This is a genomic window from uncultured Campylobacter sp. (assembly GCF_937996225.1).
Lineage (GTDB): Bacteria > Campylobacterota > Campylobacteria > Campylobacterales > Campylobacteraceae > Campylobacter_B.
In genome coordinates, this window is the sequence record NZ_CALKTC010000041.1 from 1 (window position 1) to 16,024 (window position 16,024).

Genomic DNA, 16,024 nt, shown 5'->3' on the forward strand with positions numbered 1-16,024 from the left:
CTTAAAATTTAATTCTCGGATCATACCACGATATATTTATATCCGCGTATGCGCTAATATATAATGTATTTAAAATTTAAAACCGCTTTGATCTACTCAATTTTATGGTATTTTGCTACTCTAAATTTTAAAATTTAAAGTCTGCGAAGGACGGGTAAAATTCTAAATTTCAAAGCCCCCCGCACTGCGCTAAATTTTAAAATTTCAAACAGGCAAAGGCGAGATAAAATTCTATCTCCTCCAAGTTTCATAAAATTTTAAAATTCTGTGTCGATGCTCTAAGCTAAATTTTAAAATTTCAAACCCGCGAAGGCTTATAAATTTTAAAATTTAAAGCAGACAAAGCACGGGCAAAATTCTAAAATTTTATAATTTTAGAATTACACCCTACTTCGTCTTCTTTGCGCTGTCTTTGCTGGTCGTTGCGTTGGCGTCGATGTAGCCCATCTGGGCGAGTTTCTCGTAGATTTGCATTATCACAGGTCCTGCTGCGCTTCCGCCGCCGCCGCCGTGTTCTACGAGCACGGTTACGGCGTATTGCGGCTTGTCGTACGGCCCGAAGCTCGTCATCCAGGCGTGCGAGCGGTGGAAGTAGTCCATATCAGCCTCTTTCATTCGCTTCTTGGTGGTCTGCGAGATGCCCACGACCTGCGCGGTTCCCGTCTTGACCGCCAGAGGCACTACTGCGGTATGGATGAGCTTGTAGGCGGTGCCTCCGTCGGGGTTGTTGCCGACTTCATACATGCCGCGCCGTACGAGGGGCAGCTGAGCCTTTTCTTTCGGCGTGAAAAGCTCGGTAGGGGCAAATTCCACCGGCTTGCCGTCGATGCTTTTTAAAAAATGCGGCGTGATAGCCTTGCCCGAGGCGATCTGCGCGGTGTTTTTCGCCACCTGCATAGGGGTGACGAGCACATCGCCCTGGCCGATCGAGGCATTGACCGTCTCGCCCTGATACCACGCGCGCTTAAATTTCTGCATTTTCCAGGCCTTATTAGGCATCGTGCCTACAAACTCATTGGGTAGATCGACGCCCGTTTTGCTACCGAAACCCAGACGCTGCAGATACGCGGACATATAGTCGATCCCCACCAGCAGCGAGCCTTCATAAAAATACACGTCGCAGCTACCCTTGATCGCTTCTACTAAGCTCACGCGGCCGTGACCCCAGCTCTTCCAGCAGCGGAATTTTCGCCCCCCTAGCTCTATCGCGCCGCTGCAAAACACGCTCCAATTTTCATTGATCTTGCCGCTGTTTAAAAAGCTCATCCCTACAGCCATCTTGATGACCGAACCGGGCGGATAGAGGCCGTTTACGAGCTTATTCGTAAAAGGGTGGCGCGGGTCTTTTATCAGCTCATCCCACTGCGTCTGCGAAATTCCGCCTACGAAGGTGTTTAGATCGTACTCGGGGAAGCTGCCCGCCGCGATGATAGCGCCGTCGCGCAGATCCATCACGATCGCTACACCGTCTTTATCTTTAAAAATTTCCTCGAGGTATTTTTGCAGCTCAAGATCGATGGTAAGCGAAATTTCACTGCTGCTGGGCTCCTGCATCGAGATCTCCTCTACGACCTGATTTAGCGCCGTAACCTTCGTCTTGCGCTCGCCCTTGCTGCCCTGCAAAAGCTCGTTATAATACCCCTCGACGCCGCTTCTGCCGTTGTATCCGGTAAGCGCGCTTAGGGGGTTATTTTGGATATCTTTTTTATTGGCGCGGCCGACGTAGCCGATGATGTGCGAAGCAAGCGCGCCGTAAGGGTAGAAGCGCTGCGAAGCGGGCGAAATTTTAATATTTTCGTGCAGGCTCAAGCTTGCGAAATGCTCTATCGTGGCGTTGTAGTCCAAAAACGGCACGACTTCGATGAAGTCTTGATTATAAGCGGAATTCGCGTCCTTGTAGCTCTTGCTCATCGCGGTGACGTTGAGATCTTTGAAGTAGCGCGAGATATTATTTAGCTCGCTTTGCAGCGCGGCGTCTTTTAGATGCGGCGCGATGGATAGCGAAAAGCCGAGATTGTTTATCGCAAGCGGGCGGCCTTTGGCGTCTAAAATTTGACCGCGCACCGGCGGGATGTATTCGGTAGAGATGACGTTATTTTTAGCGACCTGCTCGTAGAATTCATTCGATTTGATCGAAAGATAATAAATTCTAACCAAAAGCATGCTAAAAAATAGTATCACAAATACGAATACGAACTTCAGTCTCATACCAGCCGCCCCTTAAAAAAGAGCAGAGCAAGCAAAATTTCAATCACGATATAATTTAAATACTCGCCGCTTAGAGGCAGATACTCGCTCTTTTTAATCGCCGAGATCGCGTTGCTCGTGACAAAGACCAAAACATAGCTAATCATCACGTAAAAGCAAATCAAAAAATTTCTAAATTTAATATATTTAAATGAGTTTTCATAGACCACGAAATAAAATATACAATACGCGATAGCCACGCTAAATAGGTTAAATCCGTGGATCTGTTCGGCGCAAAACAGATAAAAAATAGAGAAAAACCAGGTAAAGCCGAACTTTTTAAATTTTACGTCGTTTTCATATTTTTGCACCACCATCGCCGTGAAAAAAAATCCGATCAGCGGCGGCAGCCCCCTATACACCGCACTTAGAAGCAGGTAGAAAAGAACCCCCGCGCTAAAAAGCGTGTCAGCTATAACGTATAGATAAGTGCGATTTCGTTGCATACCGGAAACTTTTTGCATTTAATACAATCGGCCCAAATTTTTTGCGCGGGCAGCTCGTCCTTTGGGATTTCGATAAAACCCAGACGCTCAAAAAATTCTTTTTGATAGGTGAGCGTAAATACGCTTTTTAGCCCGTAAAATTTCGCTTCACCGAGCAGCTCATTTACGATAGCTCTGGCAATGCCTCGCCTGCGAAACTGCGGAGCGACGATGAGCGAGCGCACCTCGGCAAGATCCGCGTTAAAAATTTTAAGCGAAGCAAAGCCCGCTAAAATTTCGGCTTCTTTTAAGCACTGCGATTCGCAGGGCTGCGAACGTTCGGTTTGAAAAACGCTTGCTTCTTGCGAATACTCGCTCCGTAAAATTTGCTCTTTGCCGGCTTGCGCGCGGCTCGCCCCGGATACGGCTTGCGCTGCGCTATTTCGTGGCGCGCTATTTTGAGACGTAGCTCGTTGCGACGCGACATTGCCCGCGGCATTTTCGGCGGAATTTTTGGCAGGATTTTCGGCAAAATTTGCGGCAGAGCTTTGGATTAAATTTAAATCGACATTGCGCGTTAAATTTGAATCAAAATTCCTGACTAAATTTAAATCGGAATTTTCTTTAGAATCAAAACTCAAATTTTCCTTGGAACCAAAGCTCGTATCCGCCTTAAAATTGCAGCCGAACGCCAGCACATATGAGCGGATATTAGCAGCGATCTCATCGCTTTCAAGCGGCAAGATTACGCCGTTTTGAACCTCCTCTTTTACGAGCTCCTGCATACGCGAAATGTCGCAAAGGCGCGCCTTTTTTAGCCGTATCATCTAAAATTTTCCCTAATCTTTGCGCGATCTTGGCGGCGCATTTTATATCCGCTGAATTTAATTATTTTGAAATTATGCGTCGCTAAATTTAACGTATTTAAATTTAGAAATTTCATAATCCAAACGCTCCGCGTACGATGATCTCGCGCGCTTTTTGCAGCCCGCCGCCCTTTAGCGTAGAGACTAAAACCGCCTGCGGATCGTGCCTCAAAAGCTTTGCGCGCTCGCTTTGGTTGAGCTTGTCGGCTTTGGTGTAGAGCCTCACGATCTTTTGATCGCCGCGCAGAAAACTAGCGAGATAGTTTTGTAAATTTTTATCTATTTCAAGATCAAACTGCCTCGCGTCGATGAGATGGACGAAAAGCTTGATATTTAGGCGCTCCTTGATGAACTCGTCGAGATTTTTTTGCCAGATATAATGCAGTTTTTTAGAAACCTTAGCGTACCCAAACCCCGGCAGATCCACGAAGATCAAAGAGATATTTTCCCCCAAGCTCGCAAGATCCGAAAAGGCGGGGTTGCCCGCTAAGCTTAGCGCGGATCTGCCTATAAAATTTAATTCGGAGCTTTGCGCGGAATTCGGCGCGAAACCTGCCACAAGATCTGTCTCGCGATCCGATCTAAAATCCGCCGAGGCACTTTTTAAATTTAAAATAGAATTCTGCTTGGAATTTTGCGCAGACGCCGCAGCCTCCGCGTGATCTTGCGCGCAATTTGCAGCCGAGCTTAAAGCCTCTTTGCTTGCTAGATCGGGCGATGTTTCATTTTGCGAGCCGTCCGAGTCTGTGGCAAGCTTTTGTTTAAATTTAACCTCAAAGAAATTTATCAGCTGCGTTTTTCCCGGCGTCGAGCTTGATTTGGCTAGATTTTTGCGCCCGACTAGAGCGTTTATCAGGCTGCTTTTGCCGACGTTGGAACGCCCCAAAAACGCCACTTCGCTCATCGCAAACTCGGGCGCACCCCCGATATTTGCGGCGGAGGTGATAAACTGCGCATTGCTAGGATAGATCATTTGTTTTGATCTTCGACCTGAAAGATCAGACGCACGGGCTTTTTCTCGCCGCCGCCGCTTTTTACTTCGTAGGTGCCCTTTTGGCGATTTACGATGATCTTATCGCCGTAAACCTCCTTTTTGGTCTCGGCCTCGTGCAGATAGGCGTTGTTTTCAAGCGTATAAGCCTCGATAGTCGGATCGTAGGTCAGTACGCCGCCCTTGCCGTCGTAATGCTTTTGATTGAGTAAAATTTTAAAATTTGCGTTTCCCGTCGCGACGTATTTGGTAGGCTGGCGCTTGGCGTCGAAGTAGATCGTCACTTTATCGGAATTTAGCGTATCGTAAGCGCCCTTTTTGATGCGAACGTTGCCTGTTAGGACGCTGATCTGCTTGATCTCGTCGGCGAAAAAATTATCCGCCGTGACCTCGACCTGCTCCTGCGCGGCGCTAAGAGTAGTCGCGCAGGAGCCCGCAATTAGCGCGGCTGCGAGTATTAGTTTGTGGAGTTTTGATCTTTTATTAAATACCATGCGTGGATTCCTTTTGAGTTTGTTTGTTTGGTTTTAGTATCGTAGCTGATGCTTGCGCCCGTGATACGGTCGCCGCCTTGGCGCAGGACGTACGGCACGTCGGAGCGGACGATCTTGCTGCTCGTATCGTAGATGATCTCCTGCGACGTGTAGTCAAAGCCTCTGCTATTTACATAGTGCGCGTCGCCGTTAAATTTTATCAGCTCGCCGGCGCGCGTCGCGGTTTTTGAAACCAAAGTGTGATTCATATCCGCGCTAATCTCCTCGGCTTTAAAATTTACAAACTCGTCGCGATCCTTGTAGCGAGTGCCGCCGTCCGCGGTAAATTTAGCATCCACGCGCTCGCCGATCTGATAATCGACGATCTTTTTCATCTCCATGTTCGCAATGCTTAGATCCTGCCTAAACATATCGCTAAAATACGGCGTCTGCACGCTTAGAAAGACCATCGCGACGCAAAAGATCGCAATCGCGACGTAGAAAATTTTTATCACCATCGCTCGGCCCCTTTTGATCTGCGCGGAATTTCGCCTCTCGCAGGCATTCTCACGCGCGCTTGCGAAACTACAGCCATTTGCTATTCCACTCTTCGCGCATGCCGTTTTTATCGAGCATTTCGATCATCTCGCGCACCGCGCCGCAGCCGCCGTTTTTGCTTAGCGTGACGTCCGCTTTTAGCGAGCTTAGCGCATCGGCGGGCTTGAAGCTGATCGCGACTGCGTTTAAAAGCTTCGCGTCGTTTATATCATCGCCGATCGCGGCGGCCTCATCGAAGCTTAGGTTAAAATTTTTTAAAATTTGCTCCGCTCTTGAGAGCTTGTCTTTTTCGCCTTGAAAGAGCGTATCGATCTTTAGCTCGCGCGCGCGGTTTGCGACGATTTGCGAGCTTTTGCCGGTGATGATCGCGACCTTTAGCCCCAGCCGCTGCCATTCCTGGATGCCGAATCCGTCTTTTACGTTAAATTTCTTCATCTCTTCGCCGCCGTTTGAATGGTACAGCCCACCGTCGCTAAGGCAGCCGTCTACGTCTAAAAATATGATCTTTATCACTTCGTTTTCCGTTTTTTGAAATTTTATGATTTTAACGAAATTTGGCTGAATTTTTGGCAAACGGCGCATAAATTTAAGCTGCGATCTTAACCTTTAATCGGCACGTAGCCGCTATTTTCGATGATACTTTGCCCCTGCGGCGAAAGGATCCAATCTATCAAGATGCGGATATTTTCGTTTTTATTGTTTTCATCGTAAACCGCGTAAATTTCAGCTACGAGCGGATATTTACGGCTAGCGATATTTTCTTTATTCGGATACGCGCCGTTTAGGCTAAGCATCTTCACGCCGCCGTTTTGCACGATCCCCTCGACGTAGTATCGAAACGAAAAGCCGATCGCGCTACCGAAAAAGCCCGTGATCTTGCGCTTAGGCTGCGTCTCGCCCATAAATTTCAAAAACGCGCTCTGGCTGCCGCTGCCCGCGTTTCGCTGCACGGCATCTATTCGCATGCGCTCGCCGCCGAGCTGCGACCAGTCGCTATATTGCCCCGAATAAATTCCTCGCACTTGATCCAAGCTTAAGCTTGAAACTTTGTTATTCGCATTTACTATAAAGACGAACGCCTCCAGCCCGATCGGCACGAAGCGTAAGCGCGCGCCCTTTTCCTGCGCATAATCAAGCTGCTGCTTCGAAGGTGCGGCGACGAAAATGAGATCCGCCTCGCCGTCGCTTATGGCCTTGTATGCGCCGCGAGTGTTGCTAAATTTAAGCCTGCTAGCATCGGTAAAATTTTGCCCGTCAAATTCCACGCTTTCTTTGGGATAGGTTGCCGCGACGAACGCCGAAAAGACGGGATACAAAGCCGCTGCTCCGTCGATTATCGGCAGATCGCCGCTAAGTTTTAAGCTAGAGCTGGCGCGCACGATCTGCGAGCCCTGCTCAAACGGCAGAAATTTATGCAGCTCGATCGATTTAGCCTGTATCTCGGCGCTGCTTTGATTTACGTATCGCTTCACGACGAAGCGGTAAAACGCAAAATCGAAAGCCGCCAAGCTAAGCACTAGCAAAATGATGATAATTACACGCTTCATCTTAGTTTCCGTTTGCGATATAGGAGATGATCGAGCATTTGCTCTGCAGATACAGCGCCGCTGCGGTTAGCGCGCAAACGCTGATCGCCCACGTCGTAATTATTACTGCGATCGTTTTTTGAAAAATTTCATCGCTCATTTTATGCCTCACATATGCGCAAGCGCGCGGTCAAGTAGCCATAAAAAGCCGACCACCGCGCCCGTGGAACACGCAAGCACAAGCGCAGAAAGGATCAGAAAAATTTTATCCTTTCTGCGGCGCGCGGGTTCGTTTTTTGATCTGATAAATTTTACTAAACGCACGACGAACCAAATAAACGAAACGATCGGCAGCGCGAACAAAAGGAAAATAAAAATCGAGTAAGAATCCATATCTCACCTTCAAAATTTAATACGCAAAGCGATATTTCGACGCAATGCGAGCGCAAAATTTTAGACAGCCTATACGCACGCCGCTGGTTTAAAATTTCAGCCAAGCGGCGCGCCTTTGCAAATCAATTCTAGCAAAGACGGAATTTCGCGGATTTTAAGCGAGCGGCAAGAGTAAAATTCAAACGTCGATAAAATTACAAAATCGCGAATTGCTAATTTTGCTAAATTTAGCGCGCATTTGCCGCTATAAAACGCCCTTGGTGCTAGGCACGCCGGCGCGCTCGTTGATATTTATCGCGCAACGAAATGCGACGGCGAACGCCTTAAACGCGGCTTCTGCGACGTGGTGTAGATTTTCGCCGCGGATCTGGCTTAGATGCAGCGTTAAATTTGCGTTGAAAGCCAAAGCGCGGAAAAATTCCTCCACGAGCTCTGCGTCGAATTCGCCGATCTTACCGCGTTTCAGGCTCGGGCAATCAAATACCAAAAACGCGCGGTTGGAAAAATCAAGCGCCGCAGAAACCGCCGCTTCGTCCATCACGACGACGCTATCGCCGAAGCGCTCGATGTTTTGCGCGGGATAGATCGCCTCTTTGATCGCGCTTCCGAGCACTATGCCGCAGTCTTCGACGCTGTGGTGAAAATCGACCTGCAAATCGCCCTCGCAGCGCAGGTTCAGATCGATCCACGCGTGCTTGGCAAACGCGCTAAGCATATGATCAAAAAAACCGATGCCAGTTTGTATCTGCGCCGCGCCGCGCCCGTAAAGCTCAAGCTCAAGCTCGATTTTGGTCTCTTTCGTAGCCCTATTTTTGCTTATCATCGCGCAATCCTTAAAACTAAATTTTGTTTGAAATCTATCTAAATTTCACTAAATTTCGCTTAAAATTTCGGCCAGCTTTTCGGAATTTACGCTGCCGATCTGGCGCAGGTTCGCAATCTCGGCGCCCTCTTTAAAAAACAGAATCGTAGGCGGACCGAATACGTTAAAATGCGCTTTTATCGCCCTATTTTGCTCGCTATCTTCGCTAAGATCGATCTTTAAAAGGCTAAATTTATCAAGAGCGCCCGCAAGAGCGGGATCTGCGAACGCTCGCTCGCTCTGCTCACAATTTTTACACCAGCTAGCCCAAAAGTCCACTATCACGGGCTTTTTGGAATTTTCTATTTCGCCCTGCAGCTGCGCCAGATCGCGCACAAACGAAAAATGCGCGCCGCCAAAATTTTGAGCGCTAGAAATTTCGCCCACTTGCAAGTTCTCGCCGCCGGGGCCGCCGCTGGAATATCTCGTGCTTTGCGGGATTAGATTACCAAGCGGTCTGGAAAAATCTTTCGCGCCGCTGGCAAAGCCCGCGAGCAGCAGTGCCGAATATAGCGCGATTACAAGGGCCAAAGCGCGCTTTACCCCGCCCGCGCCGCCGTCAAACAGCCCTAAAAATCCTGCGAAGATCGCGCCCAAAACCGCGTAAATCAGCAGGCTTAAATTTTCGCCGATGAGCGTGCGCGAAATCCATACCGCCGTAAAAAGCAGCAAAAAGCCGAAAATTTTAGGCACCGCCTCCATCCAAGCTCCGGGTCTAGGCAGTGCGCCGCCGAGCCCCACCACAAGCAGTAGCGCGCCGCTTCCGAGCCCCAGCGCAAAAAGAGCCGCCGCGCCCAGCAGAACGTCGCCGCTGCCCGCGATGTAAACGAGCGCGCCTGCAAGCGGAGCGGAGATGCACGGCGATACGACGAGCGCCGAGATAAGCCCCATCGAAAAAACTCCGATCAGGCCGCCAGCATTTTCGCTTTTGCTATTTAAGAAGCTTTGAAAGCGCGCAGGCAAGCGAATCTCGTAAAATCCAAACATAGAAAACGCGAGTGCGGCGAATATGAGCGAGGTTAGGATCAGCGCGGGAGGAGTTTGCAGCAGGCCCTGTAAATTTTGCCCGAAAACCGCCACGAAAGCCCCTAAAATCGCATACGAGCTCGCCATCCCAAAAATATACGCGAGGCTTACGGCGAGGCTTTTTTTCGCGCTCGGCTTCGAGGAAGTTTTCGCCACGATGATCGACGAGAGGATCGGGATGAGCGGATAGACGCAAGGGCTTAGCGAGAGTAGCACGCCGTAGCCGAAAAACAGCGCGATCGCCGCGATGAAGCTCTTGCCGCCAAGAACGTTTAAAATTTTGTCCTGCTCGGAGATGGGATTTGCGCCGCGTGGATTTTTGTGAGCGGAGGATTCATCGGAATTTACAGCAGTGTTTTCAGCCGAGCTTGCCGCGGAATTCCCCGCTGCGTGCGAGCTTGCCACGGAATCTGTCTCTGCGCCCGCTGCTGCAGTATTGCTTTTAAAATTTACAGCCCCGCCTTGTGCGCTGTCTGCGGCAGAAATCTGCGCGGAATTTCCGCCGCTTCGGTATCTTTTCAGCTCGGAGTTTGAAATTTTACTGATCTGATAGCCCTCCACCACGCGCTTGAAGCTAAAGCCGAACTGCTGCGGCTGGTAGCAAAAGCCCGATTTCGTGCAGCCCAGGAAATCACCGCTAAGCACGAAATCATCGCTGTCTGCAGCATTTGCAAGCACGAGGCCCAAAGGCACGGCGATGCTAAATTTGCCCTCGTAAATTTTATAATCCTTGTATTCGGTCGCGGCGGGCAGATTTATTAAATTCGTCACCTCCGCGCCGCCAATGAAAATTTTTATCTCGTTTTGATAGAGATAGACCCCGTCCGCGATATCAAAGCTTAGCGTTACGCTATCGCTTTGCGCCGTCGCGTTAAGCTTGAACGCATCGGAGGGTTTCAGGGGCTCGGCGCCTAAACCTAAAAGAAAAAGCGCTGCCAAAATAAGTGATCTGATCAAATTTTATCCTTTGAAATTTTTTCCTACATTCTAACGTAATAAGTATGAATTTATAGTGTAATATAAAGAACTTTTTTGTAAAATTCCTCAAAATTTTTAGGAGGCGATATGAGCAAAGAGATCAAAACCGAAACAGGCGAAATAGCACTGAAAGAGATAGAATTTAAAAGCTCAAAGTACGAAAAAATCTCGTTCAAAGACTACGAAACGCTGCTTGAAAGATATCAGATCGAGCTTTTGAAGCTGCAAAAATTCGTAAAAGAAAAAGGCTTAAAAATTTTGATTTTGATGGAGGGGCGCGACGCGGCGGGCAAAGGCGGCACGATCAAGCGTTTAACCGAGCATCTAAATCCACGCGGATGCCGCATCGTAGCGCTCGAAAAGCCGAGCAACGTCGAAAAGACGCAGTGGTACTTCCAGCGATACGTCGCGCACCTACCCAGCGGCGGCGAGATCACGATATTTGACCGCAGCTGGTACAACCGCGCGATGGTTGAGCCGGTGATGGGCTTTTGCACGCACGCCGAGCACAAAGATTTCCTGCGCCAAGTGCCTAAATTTGAGGAGCTTTTGGTAAGTGCGGGGATAATTTTGTTTAAATTTTACTTCTCAGTCTCCAAAGAGGAGCAAAAAAGGCGCTTCGAATCGCGCCGCACCGATCCGCTGAAGCAATACAAGCTTTCGCCGGTGGATGCGAGATCGCAGGAGCTGTGGAATCAATACACGCTCGCAAAATACTCGATGCTGCTCGCTTCAAATACCGAGTTTGCGCCGTGGACGATCCTAGATAGCAACGACAAAAAGATCGCGCGGCTAAACGCCTTTCGCTGCATCCTCTCACGCATAGACTATCCCGAAAAGATCGATGCAAAGGAGCTTGCGGTGGATCCAAACCTCGTGCGAAACGGCACCAGGGAGATAGTGCTAATGGAGGATAGCCAAAAAAGCGAGGCTTGGCGCAAGCTGGAAAGCCCCTCTCGCAAGAACAAGAAGGATAAGAAAAAGGGCTAAATTTTGCCAATGAAGATTACTTGCTAGGGAGGCTTGCTGGGAATTGCTCATTAGGAATTTATGTCCTAATATATAGAAACGCATTGGATTTTACAGCTTTTCATTTAAAATCTTTAGCAAGATTCCATCCTGTTGGGAATTGAAACAAACGTCGCAACGATCTAGCCGATACCATATATAGTATAATTCCATCCCGTTGGGAATTGAAACAGTAAGGTTTTCGGAGTTTTGTGGTGGAATTTATGTAGAATTCCATCCCGTTGGGAATTGAAACCTCAATCTAGCGGTAAAATTTCGGGTAAATTTGAGTAGAATTCCATCCCGTTGGGAATTGAAACGCTCGCTAAATAAAAAGCAGTGGCGCAATGCGTTGTAGAATTCCATCCCGTTGGGAATTGAAACCTGCGGAGGGTACTGCGGCGCTCATCTTTGCGTGTGTGTAGAATTCCATCCCGTTTGGAATTGAAACTCCCACCCGCCGAATTCATTGTAGAAGTCGAAGCGTAGAATTCCATCCCGTTGGGAATTGAAACTGTCACCCTAGGCGGCGGTAAGCTCTATATCGATGTCTGTAGAATTCCATCCCGTTGGGAATTGAAACCTCCCTGACACGCTCGATCTGAATTCTTTTTCTCTCAGTAGAATTCCATCCCGTTGGGAATTGAAACGCTTCTTGGCGTGTATCTGCTTGAGCTTGGGTATCGAGTAGAATTCCATCCCGTTGGGAATTGAAACCAAATTATAAAAGAACAAAAAAGCAAGAACAACACGTAGAATTCCATCCCGTTGGGAATTGAAACCTATCAATTTCATCATTTCAGCTTGTAAAGGCTTGGTAGAATTCCATCCCGTTGGGAATTGAAACCCTCTTTGCGCGAGTTCTTTAAAGACTATTTTGGTAGAATTCCATCCCGTTGGGAATTGAAACCTCCTCCATAAACTTCGTGATGGAGTTTTGTAGATTGTCGTGTAGAATTCCATCCCGTTGGGAATTGAAACGCACTATCAGGATTTGACATACTTTTATCCAGGGGTAGAATTCCATCCCGTTGGGAGTTGAAACGCTCTATTTGGGCTACGTCTTTATCTTGTTCGTCTTGTAGAATTCCATCCCGTTGGGAATTGAAACTCATCTGACGCTTGTGCCACTTCTCGCAACCTACTTTGTAGAATTCCATCCCGTTGGGAATTGAAACAGGCTAAAGTCGAGGCGCTGAAAAAAGAAAACGCCGAGTAGAATTTCATCCCGTTGGGAATTGAAACAAGTCATCGGCAACATCTACGAGAACCCAGAAATTTGTAGAATTCCATCCCGTTGGGAATTGAAGCACTCTTTGCGTCGGCAAGTATAGCTGGGTAAAGGGTAAAATTCCATCTTGTTTGTAATTGCTACCAGAACCGATCAAAAAAATCAAATCCTGAAAGCTTCGATATGTAAAATTTCATTCTATCCCGGTTAAAATTTAATGTGCCACTCGATAAGACACCTATTTGCGCAAGTCGGTTCGTCTTTACGGCATAATATGCAAAATTTTATAAAATTTTATGTTTATTTTATGCAGTATTCTGTATAATTCACACGGATAAACGAAGTGTTTTGCTATTTTTACTTATGAATGACACGATTTTTATTCATTTTATACGATTTTATGTATAATTAACGAATAAATTTGTATAATTTTCATATGTTAGAAACGAGCGATATATTCAACATTTTGCACAATGCCGTCGAAGCCAAAAATAACGGCAAAAAGATCTCGCACGCCGCGATGGCGCAGAGATTAGGCGTATCAATGCGGACGTATCAGGACTGGCGCTTGGGCACGACCAAACCGCAAGCTGCGACTGCGATATGCCAGATGTTGTGCGAGCTCGATAGCGACGACGCTGCGTTTGTGCTGCATAAGATAAAAAAACTTATAGGAGAGTAGAGTGCAAAACATTACTTTGCAAGAAAAGCTGGATCTACAGGGCGTCTTTCGCGTGATTTATGAGAAAAAAGAGTCGAAATTCGCGATCTTTTACAAGGCGGTTTTGAAGAAATTTTTTAAAAATTTTAAAAAATAACTGGCGGAGGCATTTAATTATTATGTTTTATGTGGCAAAGGCGGTAGTATCCATTAAATTTAGATGATTTTTCCTTTTTATGACGAGCACGCCGATATTCTTTGTTTTGCAGTTTCAGAGGATGCTACCGAATTCTGCTTTATAAAAATTTTTCTATCTTTCTGCCTCTTTGGTATCATCTAATTTAATTTTAAATTCTAACTTTGGCACATGATCTTAAATTTATGGCGTAAATTTAATTGAAATTAATGCAGAATTCCTTCTTTAACCTAGCTTTTAAGATCCATAGCGTGCATTTTTATAAATATTTTGAATTGCTATTAAATGAGTTGCATTTAAATTTATTTATATTGCGGCAAATATACAGTTCGTTAAAATTTTAATTTGTGAGTAACTCCAGAATTTCATTCGTAACCCATAAATTTAACATATTTAGTAGGTGAATTGAAACCGAATGAATTTCGCATAAGTGCCCCATGCTGTATCTTATCCCAGCCACAACTAATCTTTTTAAATTTTATAGCGAGATGAGAATTTTACCCATTTCTGCCGCAAAAGTCGCATCGCGTGGATCCGTTTTGATTTCAACAAGATGAATTCTACCGCCTACGCAAATCGTGCAATAAGCCCATTTATGCATTTCAATTCCCAAAGGATAGAATTATTCCACATTCCTGCGGGACGCTATAAAATGCAGTGGTAGAAGTTTTAATTCCCAATGGGGTGGAATTCTACAGCACAAGATGCGGCAGATCAAGGCGGCGCAGCGCGTTTCAATTCCCAACGGGATGGAATTCTACCTAGGGGAGCGCAGCAGCCCCTAGCGAGTTTGTCGGAGGTTTCAATTCCCAACGGGATGGAATTCTACGCAGAGGGCGGAAAAGGTAGCGGCATGGATATGAGTTTCAATTCCCAACGGGATGGAATTCTACCGTGATTGTCTCGTCGGTGCCTGCGGTTTTTAGATTTTGTTTCAATTCCCAACGGGATGGAATTCTACGAAAAATTATATAAAGGAGAGAACGATGAGAGAGAGTTTCAATTCCCAACGGGATGGAATTCTACGGAAAATCCTCGTCGCCCACAAAAAGAAAAGGATCGTTTCAATTCCCAACGGGATGGAATTCTACACGGGGTGTTGTTTTGGCACGGGTGATCCTTTCGTAGTTTCAATTCCCAACGGGATGGAATTCTACAAAAGACAGAACCGAGCAAAATCGCCAAAGAATTGTTTCAATTCCCAACGGGATGGAATTCTACCGTAAAAATGAGGTCTTAAGCTTGCGCTGGAGCGATGGTTTCAATTCCCAACGGGATGGAATTCTACTGTGTAGTGCCGCATATTGCAGCTGTGAAGTCGTTGTTTCAATTCCCAACGGGATGGAATTCTACCTTAAAGCTATACTATACGAAGCCGGGGATAGAATTTGTTTCAATTCCCAACGGGATGGAATTCTACTAAAACACAGCTACATTGGGGCTTTTAGAATGATGTTTCAATTCCCAACGGGATGGAATTCTACTTCAGCCGATAACACAGGCGTTTATAAATACGATAGTTTCAATTCCCAACGGGATGGAATTCTACTGAGTTGGAAAGATGCCATTAGCGGTATTGCTACTGCGTTTCAATTCCCAACGGGATGGAATTCTACAAATCCACTTCCGACAAACCAAGCTCGACCCAATAGTTTCAATTCCCAACGGGATGGAATTCTACTTTTAAATACAAATCGGCGTAATAGCTAAATTTCAGTTTCAATTCCCAACGGGATGGAATTCTACGCGACCTCCGCCATGCGCCCGAAAAATTTAACGTCGAGTTTCAATTCCCAACGGGATGGAATTCTACTGAAGAGGACAAATGCCGAGAGAAAAATTAAAAGAGTTTCAATTCCCAACGGGATGGAATTCTACATGGACAAATTCATTACTGACAACGTAGAGAAAATCAGGTTTCAATTCCCAACGGGATGGAATTCTACGATCCTGAAGCTCTTTGCTATAGGTTTCAAGCGGATGTTTCAATTCCCAACGGGATGGAATTCTACAATTTCAGGGTTTTGTTATGTATGACTTTATCGATTGTTTCAATTCCCAACGGGATGGAATTCTACGCAGATAGTGTATTTATCAGCTTTCTTAGGTTTTTGTTTCAATTCCCAACGGGATGGAATTCTACGAAAATTCACAACCAAATTGTATAGATCATAGAAAGTTTCAATTCCCAACGGGATGGAATTCTACTCGATGAAATTTTTGGCGAGTTTCTGCTAACCGAGTTTCAATTCCCAACGGGATGGAATTCTACGACGCCCTCAACCTTATTTCCATTATTAAAATAGATGGTTTCAATTCCCAACGGGATGGAATTCTACGAGATATAGAAACACGAGAACCCTTATTCGTATAAAAAGTTTCAATTCCCAACGGGATGGAATTCTACGCCAAACCGATAGCGGCAACGATAGCAATCGCGGGTTTCAATTCCCAACGGGATGGAATTCTACAAGCCTCGTTCAACCATTTCATTTTCAAGCATAGCAGTTTCAATTCCCAACGGGATGGAATTCTACGCGTAGTTGATGGTATTGTCGAGCATTGTCAATATACGTTTCAATA

15 protein-coding genes and 2 CRISPR repeat arrays are annotated in these 16,024 nt (G+C 46.5%); of the genes, 3 read left to right on the forward strand and 12 right to left on the reverse strand.

Annotation, left to right across the window (positions count from 1 at the left end; genetic code table 11):
- Positions 1-387: 387 nt before the first annotated feature.
- From mrdA to dsbD, 12 genes are all read right to left on the reverse strand, one after another.
- The gene (mrdA, locus tag Q0174_RS05100; protein ID WP_298042056.1) at positions 388-2,208 is read right to left on the reverse strand and encodes a penicillin-binding protein 2; all 1,821 of its coding nucleotides are present in this window, start codon (positions 2,206-2,208) and stop codon (positions 388-390) included.
- A complete protein-coding gene (locus Q0174_RS05105) occupies positions 2,205-2,693 on the reverse strand; it encodes a hypothetical protein (RefSeq protein ID WP_298042058.1) in 489 nt (162 codons plus the stop codon). The genes mrdA and Q0174_RS05105 overlap by 4 nt, the downstream gene beginning before the upstream one ends.
- On the reverse strand, positions 2,660-3,499 hold the full coding sequence (locus Q0174_RS05110; RefSeq protein ID WP_366112559.1) for a GNAT family N-acetyltransferase: 840 nt from the start codon (positions 3,497-3,499) through the stop codon (positions 2,660-2,662). The genes Q0174_RS05105 and Q0174_RS05110 overlap by 34 nt, the downstream gene beginning before the upstream one ends.
- A gap of 112 nt (positions 3,500-3,611) precedes the next feature.
- Entirely contained in the window at positions 3,612-4,511 is a 900-nt protein-coding gene (locus Q0174_RS05120) for a GTP-binding protein (protein WP_298042059.1), read from the reverse strand.
- A complete protein-coding gene (gene lptA / locus Q0174_RS05125) occupies positions 4,508-5,023 on the reverse strand; it encodes a lipopolysaccharide transport periplasmic protein LptA (protein ID WP_298042061.1) in 516 nt (171 codons plus the stop codon). The genes Q0174_RS05120 and lptA overlap by 4 nt, the downstream gene beginning before the upstream one ends.
- Entirely contained in the window at positions 4,987-5,520 is a 534-nt protein-coding gene (gene lptC / locus Q0174_RS05130) for an LPS export ABC transporter periplasmic protein LptC (RefSeq protein ID WP_298042062.1), read from the reverse strand. Before lptC ends, lptA begins: the two co-directional genes overlap by 37 nt.
- Before the next feature lie 67 nt (positions 5,521-5,587).
- Entirely contained in the window at positions 5,588-6,073 is a 486-nt protein-coding gene (locus tag Q0174_RS05135; RefSeq protein ID WP_298042063.1) for an HAD-IIIA family hydrolase, read from the reverse strand.
- A gap of 86 nt (positions 6,074-6,159) precedes the next feature.
- A complete protein-coding gene (locus Q0174_RS05140; protein ID WP_298042064.1) occupies positions 6,160-7,107 on the reverse strand; it encodes a substrate-binding domain-containing protein in 948 nt (315 codons plus the stop codon).
- Between the two features lies 1 nt (position 7,108).
- Entirely contained in the window at positions 7,109-7,246 is a 138-nt protein-coding gene (locus Q0174_RS05145; protein ID WP_298042065.1) for a hypothetical protein, read from the reverse strand.
- An 8-nt stretch (positions 7,247-7,254) separates the two neighbouring features.
- Positions 7,255-7,479: a hypothetical protein gene (locus Q0174_RS05150; RefSeq protein WP_298042066.1), complete on the reverse strand. Its 225-nt coding sequence runs from the start codon at positions 7,477-7,479 to the stop codon at positions 7,255-7,257.
- A gap of 244 nt (positions 7,480-7,723) precedes the next feature.
- On the reverse strand, positions 7,724-8,302 hold the full coding sequence (hisB, locus tag Q0174_RS05155) for an imidazoleglycerol-phosphate dehydratase HisB (RefSeq protein WP_298042067.1): 579 nt from the start codon (positions 8,300-8,302) through the stop codon (positions 7,724-7,726).
- Between the two features lie 48 nt (positions 8,303-8,350).
- Positions 8,351-10,324, reverse strand: coding sequence for a protein-disulfide reductase DsbD (gene dsbD / locus Q0174_RS05160; RefSeq protein ID WP_298042068.1), 1,974 nt, complete (start codon positions 10,322-10,324; stop codon positions 8,351-8,353).
- Positions 10,325-10,432: 108 nt separating this feature from the next.
- Here dsbD and ppk2 point away from each other — a divergent pair, with 108 nt between their 5' ends.
- The 3 genes from ppk2 to Q0174_RS05175 all read left to right on the forward strand — a co-directional run bounded on the left by ppk2 (position 10,433) and on the right by Q0174_RS05175 (position 13,402).
- Positions 10,433-11,335, forward strand: coding sequence for a polyphosphate kinase 2 (gene ppk2 / locus Q0174_RS05165; protein ID WP_297881392.1), 903 nt, complete (start codon positions 10,433-10,435; stop codon positions 11,333-11,335).
- A 116-nt stretch (positions 11,336-11,451) separates the two neighbouring features.
- Positions 11,452-12,728: a CRISPR direct-repeat array (repeat unit 30 nt; unit sequence GTAGAATTCCATCCCGTTGGGAATTGAAAC).
- A gap of 292 nt (positions 12,729-13,020) precedes the next feature.
- Positions 13,021-13,266: a helix-turn-helix transcriptional regulator gene (locus Q0174_RS05170; protein ID WP_040303199.1), complete on the forward strand. Its 246-nt coding sequence runs from the start codon at positions 13,021-13,023 to the stop codon at positions 13,264-13,266.
- 1 nt (position 13,267) lies between these two features.
- On the forward strand, positions 13,268-13,402 hold the full coding sequence (locus Q0174_RS05175; protein WP_298042069.1) for a hypothetical protein: 135 nt from the start codon (positions 13,268-13,270) through the stop codon (positions 13,400-13,402).
- 638 nt (positions 13,403-14,040) lie between these two features.
- Positions 14,041-15,978: direct repeats of the CRISPR family, unit length 30 nt; unit sequence GTTTCAATTCCCAACGGGATGGAATTCTAC.
- Positions 15,979-16,024: the final 46 nt, after the last annotated feature.

Bases quoted from the DNA above. Each gene is read 5' to 3' on its own strand.
- Q0174_RS05145 (WP_298042065.1), bottom strand. From the start codon at position 7,246: ATGAGCGATGAAATTTTTCAAAAAACGATCGCAGTAATAATTACGACG.
- Q0174_RS05170 (WP_040303199.1), top strand. From the start codon at position 13,021: ATGTTAGAAACGAGCGATATATTCAACATTTTGCACAATGCCGTCGAA.
- lptC (WP_298042062.1), bottom strand. From the start codon at position 5,520: ATGGTGATAAAAATTTTCTACGTCGCGATTGCGATCTTTTGCGTCGCG.
- Q0174_RS05140 (WP_298042064.1), bottom strand. From the start codon at position 7,107: ATGAAGCGTGTAATTATCATCATTTTGCTAGTGCTTAGCTTGGCGGCT.
- Q0174_RS05110 (WP_366112559.1), bottom strand. From the start codon at position 3,499: ATGATACGGCTAAAAAAGGCGCGCCTTTGCGACATTTCGCGTATGCAG.
- mrdA (WP_298042056.1), bottom strand. From the start codon at position 2,208: ATGAGACTGAAGTTCGTATTCGTATTTGTGATACTATTTTTTAGCATG.
- lptA (WP_298042061.1), bottom strand. From the start codon at position 5,023: ATGGTATTTAATAAAAGATCAAAACTCCACAAACTAATACTCGCAGCC.
- ppk2 (WP_297881392.1), top strand. From the start codon at position 10,433: ATGAGCAAAGAGATCAAAACCGAAACAGGCGAAATAGCACTGAAAGAG.
- Q0174_RS05105 (WP_298042058.1), bottom strand. From the start codon at position 2,693: ATGCAACGAAATCGCACTTATCTATACGTTATAGCTGACACGCTTTTT.
- hisB (WP_298042067.1), bottom strand. From the start codon at position 8,302: ATGATAAGCAAAAATAGGGCTACGAAAGAGACCAAAATCGAGCTTGAG.
- Q0174_RS05150 (WP_298042066.1), bottom strand. From the start codon at position 7,479: ATGGATTCTTACTCGATTTTTATTTTCCTTTTGTTCGCGCTGCCGATC.
- Q0174_RS05120 (WP_298042059.1), bottom strand. From the start codon at position 4,511: ATGATCTATCCTAGCAATGCGCAGTTTATCACCTCCGCCGCAAATATC.